The organism is Dongia sp. (assembly GCF_041918875.1).
In the GTDB taxonomy this organism is placed as follows: domain Bacteria; phylum Pseudomonadota; class Alphaproteobacteria; order Dongiales; family Dongiaceae; genus Dongia.
Window position 1 is genome coordinate 1 of the sequence record NZ_JAYRUV010000025.1, and the last position, 19541, is coordinate 19541.

The 19541-nt window shown below is 63.3% G+C and carries 21 protein-coding genes; 10 read left to right on the plus strand and 11 right to left on the minus strand.

Annotated features, from left to right (window positions below; translation table 11 throughout):
* Positions 1–224 precede the first annotated feature (224 nt).
* The gene (locus ACE3TY_RS19995; protein WP_374656307.1) at positions 225–1283 is read right to left on the minus strand and encodes a DUF2066 domain-containing protein; all 1059 of its coding nucleotides are present in this window, start codon (positions 1281–1283) and stop codon (positions 225–227) included.
* A 191-nt stretch (positions 1284–1474) separates the two neighbouring features.
* Between ACE3TY_RS19995 and purM the strand changes: the two genes are divergently transcribed.
* From purM to ACE3TY_RS20015, 4 genes are all read left to right on the plus strand, one after another.
* Positions 1475–2548 (plus strand): phosphoribosylformylglycinamidine cyclo-ligase, encoded by a 1074-nt coding sequence (gene purM / locus ACE3TY_RS20000; RefSeq protein ID WP_374656378.1) that lies wholly within the window; start codon positions 1475–1477, stop codon positions 2546–2548.
* A complete protein-coding gene (gene purN / locus ACE3TY_RS20005) occupies positions 2548–3213 on the plus strand; it encodes a phosphoribosylglycinamide formyltransferase (protein ID WP_374656309.1) in 666 nt (221 codons plus the stop codon). The genes purM and purN overlap by 1 nt, the downstream gene beginning before the upstream one ends.
* On the plus strand, positions 3213–4199 hold the full coding sequence (locus ACE3TY_RS20010; protein ID WP_374656311.1) for a hypothetical protein: 987 nt from the start codon (positions 3213–3215) through the stop codon (positions 4197–4199). Before purN ends, ACE3TY_RS20010 begins: the two co-directional genes overlap by 1 nt.
* Positions 4200–4286: 87 nt before the next feature.
* Entirely contained in the window at positions 4287–4514 is a 228-nt protein-coding gene (locus ACE3TY_RS20015) for a hypothetical protein (protein ID WP_374656313.1), read from the plus strand.
* 117 nt (positions 4515–4631) lie between these two features.
* Here ACE3TY_RS20015 and ndk read toward each other — a convergent pair whose 3' ends face one another.
* Positions 4632–5054: a nucleoside-diphosphate kinase gene (gene ndk / locus ACE3TY_RS20020; RefSeq protein ID WP_374656315.1), complete on the minus strand. Its 423-nt coding sequence runs from the start codon at positions 5052–5054 to the stop codon at positions 4632–4634.
* Between the two features lie 173 nt (positions 5055–5227).
* Here ndk and ACE3TY_RS20025 point away from each other — a divergent pair, with 173 nt between their 5' ends.
* From ACE3TY_RS20025 to ACE3TY_RS20035, 3 genes are all read left to right on the plus strand, one after another.
* A complete protein-coding gene (locus ACE3TY_RS20025; RefSeq protein WP_374656317.1) occupies positions 5228–7141 on the plus strand; it encodes an ABC-F family ATP-binding cassette domain-containing protein in 1914 nt (637 codons plus the stop codon).
* 266 nt (positions 7142–7407) lie between these two features.
* On the plus strand, positions 7408–7647 hold the full coding sequence (locus tag ACE3TY_RS20030) for a hypothetical protein (RefSeq protein ID WP_374656319.1): 240 nt from the start codon (positions 7408–7410) through the stop codon (positions 7645–7647).
* The gene (locus ACE3TY_RS20035) at positions 7647–8453 is read left to right on the plus strand and encodes a hypothetical protein (RefSeq protein ID WP_374656321.1); all 807 of its coding nucleotides are present in this window, start codon (positions 7647–7649) and stop codon (positions 8451–8453) included. The genes ACE3TY_RS20030 and ACE3TY_RS20035 overlap by 1 nt, the downstream gene beginning before the upstream one ends.
* A 24-nt stretch (positions 8454–8477) precedes the next feature.
* Here the strand turns inward: ACE3TY_RS20035 and ACE3TY_RS20040 are convergent, their stop codons facing one another.
* The 4 genes from ACE3TY_RS20040 to irrA form a co-directional block, all read right to left on the minus strand.
* Positions 8478–9074, minus strand: a complete 597-nt coding sequence (locus tag ACE3TY_RS20040; RefSeq protein WP_374656323.1) for a DUF3501 family protein — start codon at positions 9072–9074, stop codon at positions 8478–8480.
* Positions 9075–9207: 133 nt separating this feature from the next.
* Positions 9208–10539: a heterodisulfide reductase-related iron-sulfur binding cluster gene (locus ACE3TY_RS20045; protein WP_374656325.1), complete on the minus strand. Its 1332-nt coding sequence runs from the start codon at positions 10537–10539 to the stop codon at positions 9208–9210.
* A 96-nt stretch (positions 10540–10635) separates the two neighbouring features.
* The gene (locus ACE3TY_RS20050) at positions 10636–11055 is read right to left on the minus strand and encodes a rubrerythrin family protein (protein WP_374656327.1); all 420 of its coding nucleotides are present in this window, start codon (positions 11053–11055) and stop codon (positions 10636–10638) included.
* Between the two features lie 206 nt (positions 11056–11261).
* Complete coding sequence (gene irrA / locus ACE3TY_RS20055) at positions 11262–11681, minus strand: iron response transcriptional regulator IrrA (protein ID WP_374656329.1); 420 nt, start codon at positions 11679–11681, stop codon at positions 11262–11264.
* Positions 11682–11874: 193 nt separating this feature from the next.
* Between irrA and ACE3TY_RS20060 the strand changes: the two genes are divergently transcribed.
* Positions 11875–13170: a DUF3422 family protein gene (locus tag ACE3TY_RS20060; RefSeq protein WP_374656331.1), complete on the plus strand. Its 1296-nt coding sequence runs from the start codon at positions 11875–11877 to the stop codon at positions 13168–13170.
* Positions 13171–13314: 144 nt separating this feature from the next.
* Here the strand turns inward: ACE3TY_RS20060 and ACE3TY_RS20065 are convergent, their stop codons facing one another.
* From ACE3TY_RS20065 to petA, 5 genes are all read right to left on the minus strand, one after another.
* Positions 13315–14064 carry a trans-aconitate 2-methyltransferase gene (locus tag ACE3TY_RS20065; protein WP_374656333.1) on the minus strand — a complete coding sequence of 250 codons (750 nt, stop codon included), beginning with the start codon at positions 14062–14064 and terminating at the stop codon, positions 13315–13317.
* A 9-nt stretch (positions 14065–14073) separates the two neighbouring features.
* Positions 14074–14946 carry a VOC family protein gene (locus tag ACE3TY_RS20070; protein WP_374656335.1) on the minus strand — a complete coding sequence of 291 codons (873 nt, stop codon included), beginning with the start codon at positions 14944–14946 and terminating at the stop codon, positions 14074–14076.
* A gap of 183 nt (positions 14947–15129) precedes the next feature.
* On the minus strand, positions 15130–15924 hold the full coding sequence (locus ACE3TY_RS20075; RefSeq protein WP_374656337.1) for a cytochrome c1: 795 nt from the start codon (positions 15922–15924) through the stop codon (positions 15130–15132).
* The gene (locus ACE3TY_RS20080) at positions 15924–17240 is read right to left on the minus strand and encodes a cytochrome bc complex cytochrome b subunit (protein ID WP_374656339.1); all 1317 of its coding nucleotides are present in this window, start codon (positions 17238–17240) and stop codon (positions 15924–15926) included. Before ACE3TY_RS20080 ends, ACE3TY_RS20075 begins: the two co-directional genes overlap by 1 nt.
* A 17-nt stretch (positions 17241–17257) precedes the next feature.
* Complete coding sequence (gene petA, locus ACE3TY_RS20085) at positions 17258–17815, minus strand: ubiquinol-cytochrome c reductase iron-sulfur subunit (protein WP_374656341.1); 558 nt, start codon at positions 17813–17815, stop codon at positions 17258–17260.
* Between the two features lie 315 nt (positions 17816–18130).
* On the opposite strand from petA, the gene ACE3TY_RS20090 reads away from it, so the two are divergent.
* Together ACE3TY_RS20090 and hemF are read left to right on the plus strand one after the other, a co-directional pair.
* On the plus strand, positions 18131–18601 hold the full coding sequence (locus ACE3TY_RS20090) for a tRNA (cytidine(34)-2'-O)-methyltransferase (RefSeq protein WP_374656343.1): 471 nt from the start codon (positions 18131–18133) through the stop codon (positions 18599–18601).
* Positions 18598–19494, plus strand: a complete 897-nt coding sequence (hemF, locus tag ACE3TY_RS20095; RefSeq protein WP_374656345.1) for an oxygen-dependent coproporphyrinogen oxidase — start codon at positions 18598–18600, stop codon at positions 19492–19494. Before ACE3TY_RS20090 ends, hemF begins: the two co-directional genes overlap by 4 nt.
* Positions 19495–19541: the final 47 nt, after the last annotated feature.

Consider the following 19541-nt stretch of genomic DNA (forward strand, 5'->3'; position numbering starts at 1 on the left):
GGACCGGATACTACGGAAAGCCAGGCCCCATCGTCATGCTCAGAGGTCTCAATCAGTTCCATGCAATCAAGCATGGCTGGAACCTCCGAAATGTGTGAATCTCGTAGCCTCGCGGGAGAGGGTAGGGTGAGGGGGTCTCTCATTCAGTCTCGCACCTGCCACCCCCTCACCCCAACCCCTCTCCCGCGAGGGGAGAGGGGCTCGGCGGGAGCAGCCGAAAGATTTTACGGCGTCGGCGTCGCGGTGCTGCTGGTACCCAGCGTCAGGGTCGCCATGCCTTCGCCGCTCGGCACCAGCAGCAGGTCGGCTTGGCTCAGCGCGCGGATGAATTGCGCTTCGTCGCCGGCATAGGAGATTTCCAGATCCGCGCCGCTCTTGGCCAGCTCCTTGAGGTTGACGCCCTTGATGAGGCTGACCGATCCTAAGCGCCGCTTGATCGCCACCCATTGCTCGATGCCGGCCAGCGGCACATGGACCGAAAGCTGCGACCGCTGGTTGGGATCGACCAGATTGGCATTCTTCCAGGCGCCTTCCAGCATCAGCTGGACGGTCGCAACACCTTGCGACATCAGCCCATCGGGATCGGCGGCCGGGCCGCTCAGCATATCCTGGAATTTTTCCGGCCCCTCGACACCGTAGCGTGTCACGTCGAGCGTCAGGTTGCGCTGCCCGTCGGCGGTGGCAGCACTCATCTGCGCTTCCGCCACGACGACATCGCCGGCCTGATAGCGCTCGCCCATGAATTCGAGCTTTGGCTCGTTGCCGCCCAGAGCCTCGGTGGCCGAGAGTGTGTTCTGATCGTCGAGATCGCCGCGCGGCACGATTATGGGCACCAGCGCGTTGCCGGGCGGGCGGCTCGCCCAAGCGGCCAGCCATTGATTGCTCGGCCCCCACAGGCCCGTGGTTCCGGTCTCGTCCGTATAGATCGGAATGAGCAGCATCTGCTTGGCGCGCGTTTCGGCGAATGCCACGCCCTGACCGCTCAGGAACTCCTGAATCGGGGCGGAGGCGAAGCGGATCGTGTAGCGGCCGACATAATGGGTGGCGGCCATCTTTTCTTCCTCGATCTCGACATCGGAGACCCAGGTGCCGATCTCGTCATCGGATGGCAGCTGCAGTCCCGCCACCTGGTCGGCCGGGGCGATTTCGGCCAGTATCTTCTTCAGCGCCTCGCGCTGGGCCATCAGCACCGCCTGGTCGCGCAGGGTGGCGGCATCGCCGGTCACATCGACCGGCACGCCGCTGGCCACATAAACATTCTGCGCCAGGGCGGGGGACGCCACGAAAAGTCCCGCGAGCAAACCCAGGAGGACCGAAAAATTGCGAATCGAGAAGCCCGCTGGGGCCATTGCAAACCACCCTGAAATGCGTATTGTCCGACCGAGCTTATAGCAAATCTGTGCCCAAGGAAGCCAGAAGCCGTATCGGCTTCGGCCCCGCCGGCACCAGCAATCGCAAGGACTTAACGAATACCATGGGCAATGGCATCACTTACCGCGATGCCGGGGTCGATATCGATGCCGGCAATGCCCTGGTCGAAGCGATCAAACCCCTGGCCAAGGCCACGGCACGCGCCGGCACGGAAGCGGGATTGGGCGGATTCGGCGCCTTTTTCGACCCCAAGCGGGCCGGTTTCCGCGATCCCATCCTGGTCGCCACCACCGACGGCGTCGGCACCAAGCTGAAGATCGCCATCGACGCCGGCTGCCATGACACGATCGGCATCGATCTCGTCGCCATGTGCGTCAACGACCTGGTCGTGCAAGGGGCCGAGCCGCTCTTCTTCCTCGATTATTTCGCCACCGGCAAACTGGACGTCGAAACGGGCAAGAAGATCGTCGGCGGCATCGCCGACGGCTGCAAGCAGGCCGGCTGCGCCCTCATCGGCGGCGAGACGGCGGAAATGCCCGGCATGTATGCCAAGGGCGATTACGATCTCGCCGGCTTCGCCGTGGGTGCCGTCGAGCGCGACGCCGCCATCACCGGCGCCAATGTGGCCGAAGGCGATATCGTGCTGGGCCTGGGCTCCTCGGGCGTCCATTCCAATGGCTATTCGCTGGTCCGCAAGATCGTCGAGGTGAGCGGCCTTTCCTACGATGCCGAAGCGCCCTTCGCCAAGGGCGAGCGGCTTGGCAATGCGCTCCTTACCCCCACCAAGATCTATGTCCGTTCCTGCCTCGCCGCCATCCGCGCCGAGAGCTCGAAGCTGGGCGGGGTGAAGGCGCTGGCGCATATCACCGGCGGCGGCCTCCTCGAAAACATTCCGCGCGTTCTCCCCAGGGAACTGGCCTGCACCATCGATGCGGCGGCCTGGACCCTGCCCCCGGTCTTCGGCTGGATGCGCAAGATCGCCGGCACGGACCCGCAGGAAATGGCGCGCACCTTCAATTGCGGCATCGGCATGATCCTGGTGGTGGCGCGCGACGATGCCGCCCATATCGCCAAGACCCTGCGCGATGCCGGCGAAATGGTGAGCGAGATCGGCCGCATCGTGGCGCGGGCCCCCGGCGCCGCCGGCTGCGAGGTCCGCAACACCGGACAATGGTAATGGCGGCCCACAGGCTCAAAGTCGCCATCCTCATTTCCGGGCGCGGCAGCAACCTGCAGGCCCTCATCGACCAGTTCGGGCCGGCTGCCGCCAGCAGCCCGATCGAGATCGTGCTGGTACTTTCGAACCGGCCCGAAGCGTTCGGCCTGACGCGCGCCGGCCGCGCCGGCATCGCCACGAAGACCGTCGATCACAAGGCCTTTCCCGACCGCGCCAGCTTCGATGCGGCGATGGACCGGGAAATCCGCGCCGCGGGTGCCGAGCTGGTGGTGCTGGCGGGCTTCCTGCGCCTGCTGACCGACGGTTTCATCGCCGGCTGGCATGACCGGCTCGTCAACATCCACCCGGCCTTGCTGCCCGCCTTCAAGGGCCTCCATACCCATGCCAGGGCGCTTGAGGCCGGCGTGCGCTTCCACGGCTGCACGGTCCATTTCGTGCGGCCGGAAATGGATACCGGCCCGATCGTCGCCCAGGCTGTGGTCCCGGTGCGGCCCGAGGATGACGAGAACAGTCTGGGCTTGCGTGTGCTCGCCGCCGAGCACCGCCTGTTCCCGCTGGCCCTGCGGCTCATCGCGGAAGGGAAGGTGACGGTCGAGGGCGAGCGTGCCATCGTCCGCGATGCCGCCTTCGCCGGCGGCATCCTGTTCAACCCGCTGGGTGCCTGATGCACCGGGGCCGGCACCTGCTAGCCCTGCTGCCGCTGCTTCTGGCCTGCATGCCGCCGCGCGCGGCGCTCGCCCAGGCGATGGATCATTACACGCTGGTCATGGGCTTCCTGCCGGGTCAGTGCCTGGTGAAGCCGGAGTTGCCGCTTTGCGCGGGGCTGAGCTTGAAGGATCCGGCCGCGCGCAACCTGACGCTCATCGGCCTGCGCCCGGACCCGCGTTCCAATTCGGTGCCCTTGCGCGACTGCGATCCGATGGCCGGCGCCTTCTCGACGCCGCTGATGGCGGGCGAGGTGGAGACGCTGGCGACCCAATCCTGCACACTGCCGCCGGTCGAGCTCAGCGCGGAATTGTCGCGCGCGCTTGGCGAGGTCATGCCCGGCGTCGCCATTTGCGCCGAGCGGCGTTTCTGGTCGCGTTACGGCGCCTGTTCGATGCTGTCGCCAGAGCATTATTTCCAGCGTGCCGTCGATCGCGCCCGGGACATGCAGCACACTTTGTTCAACCTTGCCATCGCCAGCGCCATCGGCACGCGCGTCACGCGCGATTCCCTCATCAGTGCCTTCACCCAGCAATTCGGCGACGACGCCGCCAAGTCGCTGCAACTGGTCTGCGGCCGTTCCAAGAAGCGTAACCAGCCGGTCCTCGCCGAAGTGCGCGTCAAGCTGGGCCAGCTCGGCACGATGCGGACACTGGGGAAGGACGGGCTGTGGCAGGAAAGCGGCATGACCCTGCGCCAGCGCTGCCCGGAGCAGTTCCTGATCCCCGAAGCCGGCCAGCCGGTGCCAGATCCCATCGTCAAGCCGGTGCCGCCCGGCACGGTCGATATCCCGCAGATGCCGGACATACCGCAGCCGGACGTGCCCGCGGTCGCGGCCCCAACCCTCACCGTCCCCGAAATCACCGCACCAAGGCCGGCCGACCCCACCAAGCCGCAACCGATGGATACCGAGCCCATGCGCATCATTCCGCCCATGTCGGAGTGAGTGGCGGTTCCTTCCTCCGATTGCCCTGAGCGTGGCGATTCGGTAAAAAGGGACAGGGTCCAACCGCTTCATTTTCGGAGATTTACCATGGCCAGTCCGTCCGGATCGCTCAACGACCAGCTTCTCGCCAACCGCCAGCAGACCTGGAACGGCATCGGCCGCCTGCTCTTCTGGGGCACGATCTATGCGCTGTTGCTGGCGCTGGTGACGACGCTCCATGTCGTCAACGGCCCGTCGCTGGGCCTTGGCATCTTCTCCGTCCTGGCCATCCTCGGCGGCTTCGTCGCCGTCGTGATCGCGGTCAGCAGGAAGTAGCCATCCGCGCGAGACAACGAAAAACGGCGCCGCTGGATGCCCCAGCGGCGCCGTCTTTGTTTATTCTACGCCGCCATCCCCGGGCTTGATCCGGGCATGACGACCTTGTCGCAGGACTTAGCCGACGATGTCGGAACCGGCGAAAAAGTAGGCGATCTCGATCGCGGCATTCTCCGGGCTGTCCGAACCGTGGACCGAATTGGCTTCGATCGATTCGGCAAATTCCTTGCGGATGGTGCCGGCGGCGGCGTTGGCCGGGTTGGTGGCGCCCATGATGTCGCGGTTCTTGAGGACGGCACCTTCGCCTTCCAGCACCTGGACGACAACCGGACCCGAGGTCATGAACTTGACCAGATCGTTGTAGAAGGGACGCGCGGCGTGCACTTCGTAGAACTTCCTGGCCTGGGCCTCCGACATCTGGATGCGGCGCTGGGCGACGATCTTGAGACCCGCTTCCTCGAACTTGGCGTTGATCTTGCCGGTCAGGTTGCGGCGGGTGGCGTCCGGCTTGATGATCGAGAAAGTACGTTCGATGGCCATGATTGTCCTCATGTCTGATGTTGCGGGGGCTCCGCAAAATTGCGCGCGCCCCTTGGCGGAATTCGGGCTGGCTTATATACAACTCAGCCGCACTGCACAACCGAGCGCCGGTTCGAGCGCAGCCGCCACCGCGGCGCGTCGCCGGAGATGTACAGAAAAGTAGTTAGAACAATATGTTAACGATTTCGAATCTGACCTATCGTATTGCCGGCCGCGAGATCCTGGCCAATGCCAGCGTCTCCGTCTCGGCCGGCCACCATGCCGGGCTGGTCGGGCGCAACGGTGCCGGCAAGTCGACCTTGCTGAAGCTCATCTCCGGCGATCTGCATGCCGATTCCGGCACCATCGATGTCCCCAAGATGTGGCGTATCGGCCGGCTCGAGCAGGAAATGAAGGATCAGAGCCGCAGCCTGCTCAATTGCGTGCTCAGCGCCGACACCGAGCGCACCGCGCTGCTGGCCGAGGCCGAGCATGCGACCGATGCCAACCGCATCGCCGAAATCCATGCGCGCCTCGCCGACATCCAGGCGCATAGCGCGGAAAGCCGGGCGGCTGAAATCCTGGCCGGCCTCGGTTTCGACGGCGCCGCCCAGCAGCGTCCCTTGAGCGACTTCTCCGGCGGCTGGCAGATGCGCGTGGCGCTCGCCGCACAGCTCTTCTCGGCGCCCGACCTGATGCTGCTCGACGAACCCACCAACCATCTCGATCTCGAAGCAACCTTGTGGCTGGAGAGCTATCTCAAGAATTATCCCGGCACCATCCTGCTGGTGAGCCATGACCGCGACCTCCTCAACAAGGTGGTCAACCGCACCATCCATCTCTCGCGCGGCGGTATGATTTCGTACGCCGGCGGCTATGACGATTTCGAGAACATGCGGCGCCTGCGCATGGAGCAGGACATGGCGATGGCCGCCAAGGTCGATGCGCAAAGGAAGCACATGATGGCCTTCGTCGACCGCTTCCGCTACAAGGCGTCGAAAGCGCGCCAGGCTCAGTCGCGTCTCAAAATGATCGCCAAGCTGCAACCCATCGCCTTGGTCGCGGACGAGAAGGGCATCAACATCTCCTTCCCGCAGCCGGAAGCCTTGGCCCCACCCCTCATCACCATCGATCATGTGTCGGTGGGCTATGAGCCGGGGAAGCCGATCCTCAAGAATCTCGACCTGCGCCTCGATCCCGATGACCGCATCGCGCTGCTGGGATCGAACGGCAACGGCAAGTCGACCTTCATCAAGCTGCTGGCCGGGCGCCTCGCCCCCATGTCCGGCGACATGCGCAAATCATCGAAGCTGCGTGTCGGCTATTTCGCGCAGCACCAGACCGACGAGCTCGATCTCGAGGCGACGCCGATCGAAGTGATGGCGCGCGCCGCCCCGGATCTGCTGCCCGACAAACGCCGCGCGCATCTGGGGCGTTTCGGCCTGGGCCAGGACCAGGCCAACACCAAGGTGGCGCAGCTTTCAGGCGGCGAGAAGGCGCGCCTGCTGCTGGCGCTGATGAGCCGGCAGGCGCCCAACATCCTGCTGCTCGATGAACCATCGAACCATCTCGACATCGACAGCCGCCAGGCCCTGGTCGAGGCGATCAACGAGTTCGAAGGCGCCGTCATCATCATCAGCCACGACCCCAACCTGATCGAGCTCACCGCCGACCGGCTGTGGCTGGTGAAGGATGGGGCGGTGAAGACGTTCGATGGCGATATGGAGGATTACCGCCGCCAGATCGTCAGCGAACGGCGCGAAAAGAATCGCAGCGAGAAGCGCGGCGCCCTGCCGGAAAAGGCGTCTGCGCCGAAAGCCGCCGCCGCGCACGCTTCGGCGCCGGCGCAGAAGGCGGCACCCAAGCCCGCCGCGCCGCAGAAGAAGGCCGCAATCTCGCCGGAAAGGAAAAAGGCGCTCGGCAATGCCGAACTCGCGGTCAACAAGCTGACCCAGGCCCTCGACCTCATCGAGAACAAGCTCTCCGACCCGTCGCTCTACAACAATGGCGGCACGGCGGAGCTTTCCACCTGGCAGACCAAGCATGCCGAAGTGAAGCGCCGCCTGGCCGAGGCTGAGGAAACCTGGCTGGAGCTGAGTGCTGGGTGAGGTAAAATTGACCTTCAGAAGCTTGGCACCGAAAGACCAATCTAACATATTGAAAAATAATGTAACCGGCAATTTTTGTGATATATGACCGGTTACATTTAATGCCTTGTTACCAGAATGAATGCGAATTATGTTACCGGTAATAAGGTAGGCAAAAGATGAGACCTGAATCTATTCCAAGTGTGCGGGTAGCCAAGTCCCGGCAGCTGCGCAAAATAGCTGGGTTAAGGCGGGTTGAGGTTCTAGTGCCCGCTGACCAGGTTGACTTGATCAGAGCCTATGCCGCTCAGCTGCGGGAGGGCTCCCCATCAGAGTCTCTGGTGCAGCTTCGCAAGCTGATCGCCAGTGCATATCAGCGGTTTCACGCGATGTGCCTCGACAATATCAATGTTGATCCCGCCAAGGCGGAATTTGCGGATGGCGCGATCGTTGCCGCTGCCTTGATGCATCGGGGCAATGCCGAGGCTTATAGGCTCGGACGCCAGATCAGCCGACTGGCCAAATAATGTCGCTTACTCATATTCAGAGCATGGTCATCGGAGTCCTGCAGGAGTTCCGGACACCGCGGGATTATGTGGGCGGGGGCGCCGCGCTGAACTTTGACGCGTTCCGCCTTTCAGACGACATGGACATCTTTCATGATCTGGCCGATGCGCTGCCATCCGGCGTGCACAGAGAATTGGACGCACTCCGCGCCGGAGGATTCTCTGTCGAGATGCTCCATGCTGACAATCACACAGTCGAGGCAATAGTCAGGCAATACGGGTTCGAGACGCGCGTTCAGTGGATGAGCGATCCGGAAACTTGCCGGCGATTCTTCGCGGCGGTCGAACACAAAGTATTCGGCTTTGCGCTGCACCAAAGCGACAACGCCGTCAACAAGGTGCTGTGTGCCTCTCGCCGAAGCACGGCCGCCCGCGATGCCGTCGATCTGGCAACCCTTGCAGAAAACTATTGCCCGCTGGGGCCGCTTGTCTGGGCAATCACCAGCAAGGATCCGTCACGCGGGCCCCTGGAAATCATCAGAGGAATTCGCCAGAACACCTTTGGATACTCTGACGATGAAATTCGAACCGTGCGCATGGGCAATGGCGCGGAGATGACCCGCGAACATATCCGCCGCATACTGGAACCAGCGCTCGACAACGCTGCCAACTACTGCGAGCACGTTGCACCTAACGATTTCTACGGCTGCTTATTTGTCGACAAGAAGCTGATCCCAGGGGAAGCCACCGACGACGATCTGGTAAAGGGGCGTTATGATGCCCTCCCGGTGCAGGATTTTTCAGCGGTTCCATCTTTTCCAGAATAGCCGCCGCGTTCTTGCCACTGCCGCTCAATCCAGATCCCCCGCCAGCGCCGCGCGGGTTTCTTCGCCGATCACGGCCATATGCGCGTATGCCTGGTGTTCAAAGCCGAGGATAACCTGCTGGCCGGCCTGCTTGAAGGCGCTGGCCTGGGCATCGGTCATTGGGAAATGGATGAACTGCACCGATGACGCCTTCCCTTGCTCGTTGGTGCGGTCCTGATCCTCTTCGGGCACACCCTTCACGGTCTCGCCATTGAACTTCAGGAAGGCGGTATGTTCGACACCGCCGAGGCGGCCGAGGAAATTGGCGCGGCGGACGGGATCGTCGATTTCGAACATGACGGTCGCCACCAGCTCGCACCCCTTGGGGATGAGCGGGTTGTAGGCCCTGAGTTCGTCGGCCAGCTGTTCGTCGCCGCCCTTTTCGATATGCAGCATCTCCTGCACCTGCTGCAGCATGGTGTCGAAATTCTCGAAATAGAAGGTCGCCACCGGCCCCACCTCGACGCGGCGCTTCTTCTTCATCGCCACCACGGCCTTGCGCTTCTCCGCGCGCTGCGCTGCGTAAACCTGCGGAGCCAGGATGTCGGCCTTGGTGATTTCTTTTTTGCGGACTGTGATCATGATGGTCCTTGCGTGTATTTTTCTGTCATGCCCCGGCTTGGCCGGGGCATCCACGAGTTGCTTTCTTCGACCGCAAAGGAACTCGTGGATGGCCCGCCTGAAGCGGGCCATGACAATGAGAAACTGAAACCTTCTACATCAACCCATAGGCCCGGGCGAAGAGTTCGATCGGGTGTGGGGCTTGTTCATCCGGTTGTTCGCCGGGCTTCAGCACGCCGATCCCTTGCAGGATATGGGCACCGGCCAGCGGGCATTCCGAGGCGACCTGGCGCTTGCCCGCATTCATCGCTTGCCTGGCCACCGGCTTGCCGATCTTGAGGGCAATGTCGAAATTCTCCTTCAACACGCCCCAGGCGCCGCCATGGCCCGAGCAACGCTCGATCACGGCCAAGTCCGCTTCTGGAATGAGCTTCAGCAACTCGGCGGCCTTCTGGCCCATATTCTGCGCCCGCGCGTGGCAGGCGATATGAAGCGCCACACCACCGTCGAGCGGCTGCAGCCCCGGCGCCAGACCGTCGCGCTTGGCGATGTCGACCACATATTCGGCAACGTCAAAGGTGGCGTTCGACAGGCGCTTGATCTTTTCCTCATCGGGCAGGATCAGCGGCCATTCGAACTTCAGCATGAGCGCGCAAGATGGCACCAGCGCCACCACGTCATAGCCTTGCTCGATATAAGGCAGCAGCGCATCGGCAACGGAATGCGCATGTTCGGCGACGCGGGCGACATTGCCTTGCTCCAGCTGCGGCATGCCGCAGCAGCGTGGGTAGACGACTTCCGCCGCGACCCCGTTCTTGGCCAGCACCTTCAAGGCCGCCATGCCGATATCGGGATTGTTGTAATTGGAGAAGCAGGTCGCATAGATGACGGCCTTGCGGCCGAAGGCCGGGGCTTCCCTGTTGACCTCCGGCTTCTCCTCCATGGCACGCAGGACCAGCGTGCGGCCGTGGAATTTTGGGAGATGGGCGCGGGCGTCGATGCCGGCCACCGCCTGCATCACCTGGCGCGCGGCACTGTTCCCCGCGACGGCGTTGGCGATGGGTGCCATCATGCCGGCGGCCTTGCCGTTGCGGTCGGTCTCGGTCAGCTGTGCATAGATCCTGTCGTTCTTGCCCCGCTTAAGTTCCGCGGCGCGGTAGCGCAGCATCAGGTGCGGGAAATCGAGCGCCCATTCATGGGGCGGCACATAGGGACATTTGGTCATGAAGCAGAGATCGCAGAGCGTGCAGGCGTCGACAACCTGCTTGTAGTCTTCGGTCTTTACGCCGGCCACTTCATCCGGGCTGGCATCGACTAGGTCGAAAAGACGGGGGAAGGAATCGCATAGATTGAAACAACGGCGGCACCCATGGCAGATGTCGAAGACGCGATGCATCTCCGCATCGATCTTCTCCACATCGTAGAAATCGGGGTTCTGCCAATCGATCTTATGGCGAACCGGTGCCTCCAGGCTGCCTTCGCGCATGGACCCTTCCCTCGCGTTCGGTTGCAGGAGCAGAAGATGGCCGCCGGTTCGGGATCCGAAGCCGGCGGCCGATCTTCGATCGTCCGATGGCGCGGGTCAGCCCAGCGTGTCGAGGGCCTTCTGGAAGCGGCCGGCATGGGACTTTTCGGCCTTGGCGAGCGTCTCGAACCAGTCGGCGATCTCGTCGAAGCCTTCTTCGCGCGCGGTGCGCGCCATGCCCGGATACATATCGGTATATTCGTGCGTTTCACCCGCGATCGAGGCCTTGAGGTTCGGCGCGGTGGCGCCGATGGGGAGCCCCGTCGCCGGGTCGCCCACTTCCTCGAGGAATTCGAGATGGCCATGGGCATGGCCGGTTTCGCCTTCCGCGGTCGAGCGGAACACGGCGGCTACGTCGTTATAGCCTTCGACATCGGCCTTCTGCGCGAAATAGAGATAGCGTCGGTTAGCTTGGCTTTCGCCGGCAAAGGCGGCCTTCAAATTACCTTCGGTCTTGGACCCCTTCAGAGCAGCCATTTTCGTCTCCCTAGCTAAATGGGTTGCGTGGCCTTGGTGCGGTCCCGTCTTCTGGAATCGACCGGCAGAATCGGCGGGGATTCAGGATCGGCGGGATTGCCCGCGACAAGCTTGTCGGTCGAGCGAATCTAGGCCTCGGCCAATAGGCTGTCAACAGATTAGAATGATTTTAAGGAATGGTTCTACTGATTGATTACAATAATGAATTAATTATCATTTGCAAGTCGGACGATAACATCCACGCGCGCCACCTTCATGCCGGCCGGTGGTTCCGGCAGCTGGCTCAGCGCCACTTGCGCGGCCGGTATGTCCATCAATTTGCCCTCGCCCTCGACGAAGAAATGATGATGCGGGGTGATATTGTTGTCGAAATAGGAACGGCCCGGCTCCACCACGACTTCCCGGAGGAGTCCCGCCGCGGTGAACTGGTGCAGGGTATTGTAGATCGTCGCCAGCGACACCTGGATGCGGTTCGCGACCGCTTCGGCATGAAGGTCTTCGGCCGAGATATGCCGGTCGCCGCCCTCGAACAGAAGCTTGGCAAGCGAGAGGCGCTGCCGGGTCGGGCGCAGGCCCGCTTCCTTCAGCTTGGCAAGGATCGAGGTGAAGGGTCGTTTCATTTCCATGATAAAAGTTTAATCCAACCCGATCAGGGTGAAAAGCCGGATTCTATAACCGCTCAAGATCACGATCGGCGCCCATCCCTCATGCAGGAGATCGGGAAGACCGAATCGCGCTAGTCAGCCGCGCTCCGAGACAAGCGTATCGGCCGCGCAGACCTGTTATCCTGGTCATTCCCATCGAACCGGAGTTGAATACGTGATTCTCGCCGAACATCCCCAGCGCCGCGAGCTCAATGACGAGGTGCATGCAAGGCCGCCCTTGCGCATCGACGGGCCGGCCCTGGTGCTGCATCTGGCCTGCCTGCGGGTGCCCGGAGATGCCGCCGGCCAGGCCGATCTCCGCTTCATCGCCGACCTCGCCCGGCATCACGGCGCCCCGGCGCCGGACCCGGGCAGCCGCTATGGCATCCTGCCCCGGGGCGAGACGCAGCTGAAATGGGAACTGCACACCGAATTCACCAGCTATACGTTGGTCATGCCGCGCGCCGACATCAGGACCGATGCGCTCACCTGGGCCGATCTGCCGCCGGATGCGCGGCAGCTCGCCGCGCAATGCCCGGGCCAGGCGGTGGCCGCCTTGCTGCTGGAATTCCGGACCGGGCCCGGCATGGTGCAGACCGGCGCGATGATCGCCGCCCTGTTTCCTTCCGGCGATACGGTGGCTTCAAGCGTGGGCGACGGCGCGGCCGAGATCTGGACTGATTTTCGCCTGGATCCGGCTGGTTTCGGACGCATGCTGCTGATCAACCGCACGCTCAGCCCGGGTCGCGCCGGGCGCATGGTGCAACGCCTGCTGGAGATCGAGACCTACCGCCTGATGGCGCTTCTCAGCCTCGCCCTCACGCGGCGCATGGGCGGCATTCTGGCCGGGCTCGAAACACGGTTGAAGGCGCTGATCGAGCGCACGGCCGCGCCGGATTCGCAAAGCGACGATGGCGACCGGCAATTGCTCGATGAACTGACGCGCCTTGCCGCCGAGACGGCGAGCCTCGGCACGGCCACACGCTACCGGCTCAGTGCCGGCACCGCCTACGCCGAACTGGTCCTGCGGCGCCTCAGCGATATACGCGAGGGGCGCGTCAACGGCCTCTCGCGCCTCTCAAGCTTTCTCGACCGCCGATTCACCCCGGCGATGCGCACTTGCGATGCATTCCTCCGGCGCCTGGATCAGCTGGAAACCGGCATCGAGCGCGCCAGCGATATGCTGCGCACGCGCGTCGATGTGAATCTGCAAGCGCAGAACAGTGCCCTGCTCCGCGATATGGAAAGCCGCAGCCGCACGCAGCTGCGCATCCAGGAGGCGGTCGAGGGCCTGTCGGTCTTTGCCATCAGCTATTACCTCATCGGCCTGCTGAAAGTCGTGGCCGAAGGCCTGTTCCCCGCAAAGGACGGCCATGCCCACCAGTTCCTCGCCGCCATCGCGGTCCCGATCGTGCTCGGCGCCGTCTGGCTGGCGGTGAAACGGCTGCGACGCGCGATCAAGGGGCATTAGCCCCATTCACGCACTCCGTCATGCCCGAGCTTGACCCGGGCATCAGCCTGCAACTGCAAAGTGGGGCCAAGGAGAACCCGATCCCCCGGGTCAAGCCCGGGGATGACGAAATTAAGGGTTGTTTTCTCCAAACCGTGAAAGCCGCTAGCGCAATCGGCCGAGCGGGATGATCTCCTTGGCGTCCGGCGTGTAGTCGCCGTCTTGCCAATCGCCGAACCAATGGTCGACGGTGAGACCGGCTTGCGCGATGAGCCGCGCCAGATGATCCTTGGGGCTGAAGCGGATCTTTGATTTGGCGGCGAGCAATTCGCCGCTGCCCAGACGGTAATATGTCCCGTAGGTGACGACACCCGATGCCTCGTCATAGGCATAGTCGTTCCAGGATTCGACGCGGCCGTGTTTCGGATGTTCGACGAAGCGGTGGGATGCCTTCGGATTCCATTCCAACCACGCGCGGCCCTTGGGGTTGCGGCTGTCGAAGATGAAGCGGCCTTGCAGCGAAAGATGGGCGGCGATGGTCTTCAGCAAGGCCAGCTGATCCGCATCGGTCAGCAGGCACTGAAAGGCATGGCCGGTCATGACGATGAGATCGAACTGCCGTCCGAGCCGCACGGAGCGGCCATCGCCTTCGACCCAGGTGACGCGGTCGCCGCCCTCGCGCCGGCGCGCTATTTCCAGCATGGCGGCGGCCGGATCGACACCCGTGACCGCCGCGCCGCCCCCCGCGATGGCACTGGCGAGAAGTCCCGTGCCGCAGCCGAGATCGAGCACGCTGACGAGGCCTTCCGAGAGTCTCAGGCAGGCGCGCGTGTCGTCGTACCAGCCATTGTCGATGTCATAGAAGTCGGCAAGGCGCGGATCGTTATAGAGCGCGTCGCTCTCTGCGGTCGTCATGCGGCGGAATCACTCCTGGACGAATTCGACGATGACGCCATTGGCTTCCTCGGGCGGCACCAGGCAGCCCTTGCCGGTCTTGAGGGCCAGCACGTTATGAAAGCGCAGATGGTCGCGGCAGCGTGCCTTGTCGGCGACCGAGATCTTCAGTGCGGCGACCCAGGGGGCCGGATAGTCCGGCAGCGGCACCAGGCCGGGGTAAAGCTGCGCCAGCCCATCGCGCGTCGTGAAGCGGATATGGCCACCCCCGGTATCGAGCACGGTCATCAGATTGGCGGTCGAGATGCGCTCGGGGCCAAAGACGGGCAGCCAGCCGAACACCGTCTCCACCGGATCGTCAACCACGACAGTCATCGAGACGATGCCGGTGGCGCGGTTGGCGTGGCGCAGCCATTCGGGGCGGCGGATGAGTTCGGGCGTCTTGTGCACGCAGACGAAGGCGGAAAGCGCCGGCGTCGCTTCGCGCGGCAGCATGATCAGGCCGAATTCGGGCAAGACCGTGCCTTCCGGCAGTTCCAGTTCGCGCTTGAGGACCTTCGGTCCGTCGAAGGACAGGCCGGCGGCGTGGAGTTCCCGCGCGCATTCGGTTTCGTCGCGGCCACCGAAGGCAAGGCCCATCAGGCCTTCGCGCGACTTGACGAAGCTTTCGAGATTATTGGTGAATTTCGTGGGATCGACGATGCCGAGGAGTTCGATATACCCGGCTTCGAACATGATGCAGTAATTGCCCGTGCCCCAGCCGATATGCCGCCCGCGCGGCGTCAGGTGAAAGCCCAGCCGCTCCCAGCGCCGGGCAGTCGCTTCGAGGTCGCGCACACCGACCAGGACATGGTCGATGCCCGTGATGGCGGGAACCGGAATCGCGTCCAGGGCAGGCGGCATCACGTCTCCACGAATCGACTCTGTCTTGTTTAACGCAGATCGCCGGAGCCGTAAACGCCGGCAGGAATGAAGTCATCTTGAGCGAACATGCGTGACAGCAGCGCAATTTCTGACACGCATAAAAGAAAACCGCCGCCCCGGTTCCCCGAAGCGGCGGTCTCGCGGGTTGGAATGCGATCCGGGTCAGTGAATGCTGGCCCAGATCTTTCGCTTGGCGGCATAAGCGATGAGCGTGAAGGCGACGAGGAACAGCATCGCCTTCAAGCCGGTGCGGATGCGGCTTTCATAATTCGGCTCGCCCGTCCAGGTCAGGAACACGGCGATATCCTGCGACATCTGCTCGACACTGGCTTCGGTGCCGTCGGCGTAGGAGACGGCGCCCTCGGACAGCGGATTGGGCATCGCGATCTGATGGCCGACGAAGCCCTCGTTATAGTTCATCCCGTCATTGAGGTGGAAACCGGCCGGCGGCTCCTTATAGCCGGTGAGGATGCCGTGGATGTAATCGGCACCTTCATGGGCGCCGAAACCGGCGCCGGCGCGGGAACGGGCGATGAGCGAGAGATCCGGCGGCAGGGCGCCGTTGTTCGAGGCCCGCGCCGCCTGTTCGTTGGCGAAGGGCGCCTTGAACGGATCCGAGGGCTTGCCCGGACGTTCGAACATGTCGCCATCGTCGTTCGGGCCGTCCATGACGGTGACGGAAGCGGCGATTTCCTTCACCGCATCTTCCGAGAATCCGATCTCCTGCAGGTTGCGGTAGGAGAGCAGGTCCATCGAATGGCAGGCCGAGCAGACTTCCTTATAGACCTGGAAGCCGCGAGCCAGCTGCGGGCGGTCGAACTTGCCGAAGAAGCCCTGGAACGACCAGGATTCCTTTTCGACATGGACGCCGTGCTGTGGCGTCGCGGCGACGAAGAGGACGGCGACGAGGCCGACCAGTGCGGTGATGCCCTTGAGGAGCAGCGACTTTACGCTCATCAGAGCTTCTCCATCGGCGAGTGCGGGGCCTGGGCGATCGCGGCATGGCCGCCACCGCCGCCAAGGACCGGGCGTGAGATCGAGAGGGGAACCGGCAGCGCGCGCTCGAAGATCGAGAGCAGCGGCAGGATCACCAGGAAGTAGGCGAAGTAATAGGTCGTCGCCAGCTGGCCCATGGCGATGATGCTGATGCCGCCCTGGCCCGTGTCGGGGGCGATGCTGAACGACAGCGGCGACCACAGCCAGTCCGGCGGGTTCTTGCCGCAGATGGTGAGGATCGCGCAGTCGAACGCCAGCATCCAGAAGAACCATTTGAAGACCGGCCGATAGCGGCCCGAACGGACCGGCGAGCGGTCGAGCCAGGGCAGGACGAGCAGCACCAGGATCGAGGCGAACATGGCGATGACGCCCAGCAGCTTGTCCGGGATCGAGCGCAGGATCGCGTAGAAAGGCAGGAAGTACCATTCAGGGACGATATGCTCCGGCGTCGAGAGCGGGTTGGCCGGCACGAAATTGACCGGATCGCCCAGGGTCACCGGCGCGTAGAAGATCCAATATGCGTAGAAGATCATGAACACGCCCAGGCCGAACATGTCCTTCACCGTGTAATACGGATGGAAGGGGATCGTGTCCTGCGGGCCCTTGGTGTCGATGCCGATCGGATTGTTGGAGCCGAAGCGGTGCAGGGCCACGATATGCAGCACCACGACGCCCAGCAGCACGAAGGGCAGCAGGTAGTGGAGCGAGAAGAAGCGGTTCAAGGTCGGGTTGTCGACAGAGAAACCGCCCCAGAGCAGCGTCACGATATGCTCGCCCACCCACGGCAGCGCCGAGAACAGGTTGGTGATCACGGTGGCGCCCCAGAAGCTCATCTGGCCCCAGGGCAGCACGTAGCCCATGAAGGCGGTGGCCATCATCAGGAGCAGGATGACGACACCCAACTGCCACAGCAATTCGCGCGGCGCCTTGTAGGAGCCGAAATAGAGGCCGCGGAACATGTGGATGTAGACGACGACGAAGAACATCGACGCGCCGTTCATGTGGATGTAGCGCAGCAGCCAGCCGTAATTCACGTCGCGCATGATGCGTTCGACCGAATTGAAGGCCATATCGACATGCGGCGTGTACTGCATGGCAAGGAAGATGCCCGACGCCATCATGACCACCAGCATGAAGCCGGCGAGGCTGCCGAAATTCCACCAGTAGCTGAGGTTTTTCGGGGTCGGATATTCGTTGGCTTCGTGGTCGAGGAAGGTGAAGATCGGCAGGCGATGGTCGATCCAGCGGATGACCGGGTTCTTGAATTTGGCGCTCATGGCTTGTCCCCGCTCCCTCAACCGATCTTCACGACGGTGTCGCTGACATACTGGTAGGCCGGAACCTCCAGGTTGAGCGGCGCCGGGCCTTTGCGGATGCGGCCGGAGGTGTCGTATTGCGACCCGTGGCAGGGGCAGTACCAGCCGCCGAACTCACCCTTGGGCTCGGCATCCTTCTGTCCCAGCGGCACGCAGCCCAGATGCGTGCAGACACCGACCAGAACCAGATATTCCGGCTTCTGCGCGCGCACTTCATCAGGCTGCGGATCCTTCATGTCGGCCGAATCGTCCTTCTTGGCCAGCTCGATCTCGGCCGCCGTGCGGTGGCGGATGAAGACAGGCTTGCCGCGCCACTTCACCGTGATCGCCTGGCCTTCGGCCACCTGGCCGATATCGACCTCGATCGAGGAGAGCGCCAGCACGTCCTTCGACGGGTTCATGGAGCTCACGAACGGCCACAAAGCGGAGGCCGCGCCGAAGGCGGTCACCGATGCTGCGGTCAAATAGAGAAAGTCGCGCCGCGTGCCTTCTACGTCCGAGGCATGCCCAGTGGGCGTTTGCGCGTGGTCCGCCATATTCCTTGTCCCTCCGGCAAGAGAAACCCGCCCGCGCCTATCACCACGCTTCGCGCATGGCTCTGGGAACGCAGACAAGCCCCGAATACCCAAAATTTCCCGGGGGTTATACCATGGCGCCCGAAGCCGGCCGCAAACCCGGGACGCGACAGAACGCCGCAGTTAAAGACGACATATCGTCTCATCCCGGCCGCGACCCGCTGGGCCCGGCATTCCCCCTTAACCGGGGCAAGGGTATAAACAATTCCTCTTGATTTGCAAGGTGAGGCAGCATGTCGCCTCTGTCGCCCCGATTAGTGAAAGTATAATCATATCATGCGGTTGGTCCTGTTCGAGCCGGACATTCCACAGAATACCGGCACGCTTCTGCGCCTTGGCGCCTGCTGGAATCTGGCGATCGACGTTGTTTTCCCCTGCGGTTTCATTTTCGACGATGCAAGGATGCGGCGGGCCGGCATGGACTATATCGATTCCGTCACCCTCCTGCGCCACACGTCCTGGAACGCCTATCTGGCCTGGCGGGCCGCCAATCCGGCCCTAGCCGGGCGCCTGCTGCTGCTGTCGACCAAGGCGGCGGTGCCCTATCAGGAGTTCGCCTACCGTGCCGATGACAGCATCATGGTCGGGCGCGAATCGGGCGGGGTTCCGGAGGCGGTGCACGCGGCCGCCGACCAGCGGCTGGTCATTCCGTTGCGCCCCGGCATGAGATCGCTCAATGTCGCCATCGCCGCTGCCGTGGTCGCCGCGGAAGCCCTTCGCCAAACCGGATTTTCGAGCCTTGCATGATTCCCTATAGCGACCCCGACCTCGCCGGCGCCCCCTTCCCCGACGATTACCAGGAGCAGGCGCGCCGCTGGTTCCAGACCTTGCGGGACGATATCTGCCGCGGCTTCGAGGATCTGGAAGATGCCTTCTCGTCGCATCCCAACCTCAATCCGGACAGGAAGCCGGGACGTTTCGAGCGCACCATCTGGGAGCGCGAAGGAGGCGGGGGCGGAACCATGTCGGTCATGAAGGGGCGCCTCTTCGAAAAGGTCGGCGTCAACATCTCGACCGTCTTCGGCACCTTCTCGCCCGAATTCCGCCAGCAGATTCCGGGGGCCGCCGGCGACGGGCAGTTCTGGGCCAGCGGCATCAGCCTGGTGGCGCATCTGTGCTCGCCCCATGTGCCGGCGGTGCATATGAATACGCGCCTCATCGTGACGTCCAAGGCCTGGTTCGGGGGTGGTGCGGATCTCACGCCGATGTTTCCCGAGAACCACGCGCAGGACGCGGCGATGTTTCACGCCGCCCTGCAAGGCGCTTGCGACGCGCAGGATCCCGATTACTATCCGCGCTTCAAGAAATGGTGCGATGAATACTTCTTCCTGCCGCACCGTAACGAGCCGCGCGGGCTCGGCGGCATCTTTTACGACCATCTCAATACCGGCGACTGGTCGCGCGACTTCGCCTTCACGCAAAGTGTCGGCGTCGCCTTCCGCGACATCTATCCCGAGATCGTGCGGCGGAACATGGGGAAGACCTGGACCCCGGAAGAACGGCACCGCCAGCTCGTGCGCCGGGGCCGCTATGTCGAATTCAACCTGCTCTACGATCGCGGCACGACCTTCGGCCTGAAGACCGGCGGCAACACCGAAGCCATTCTGACGTCGCTGCCCCCGGAGGTGGTGTGGCCGTAGGACACCTCGTCCATACGCAGCATCATGCCCGCACGCAGGTCGCTGTC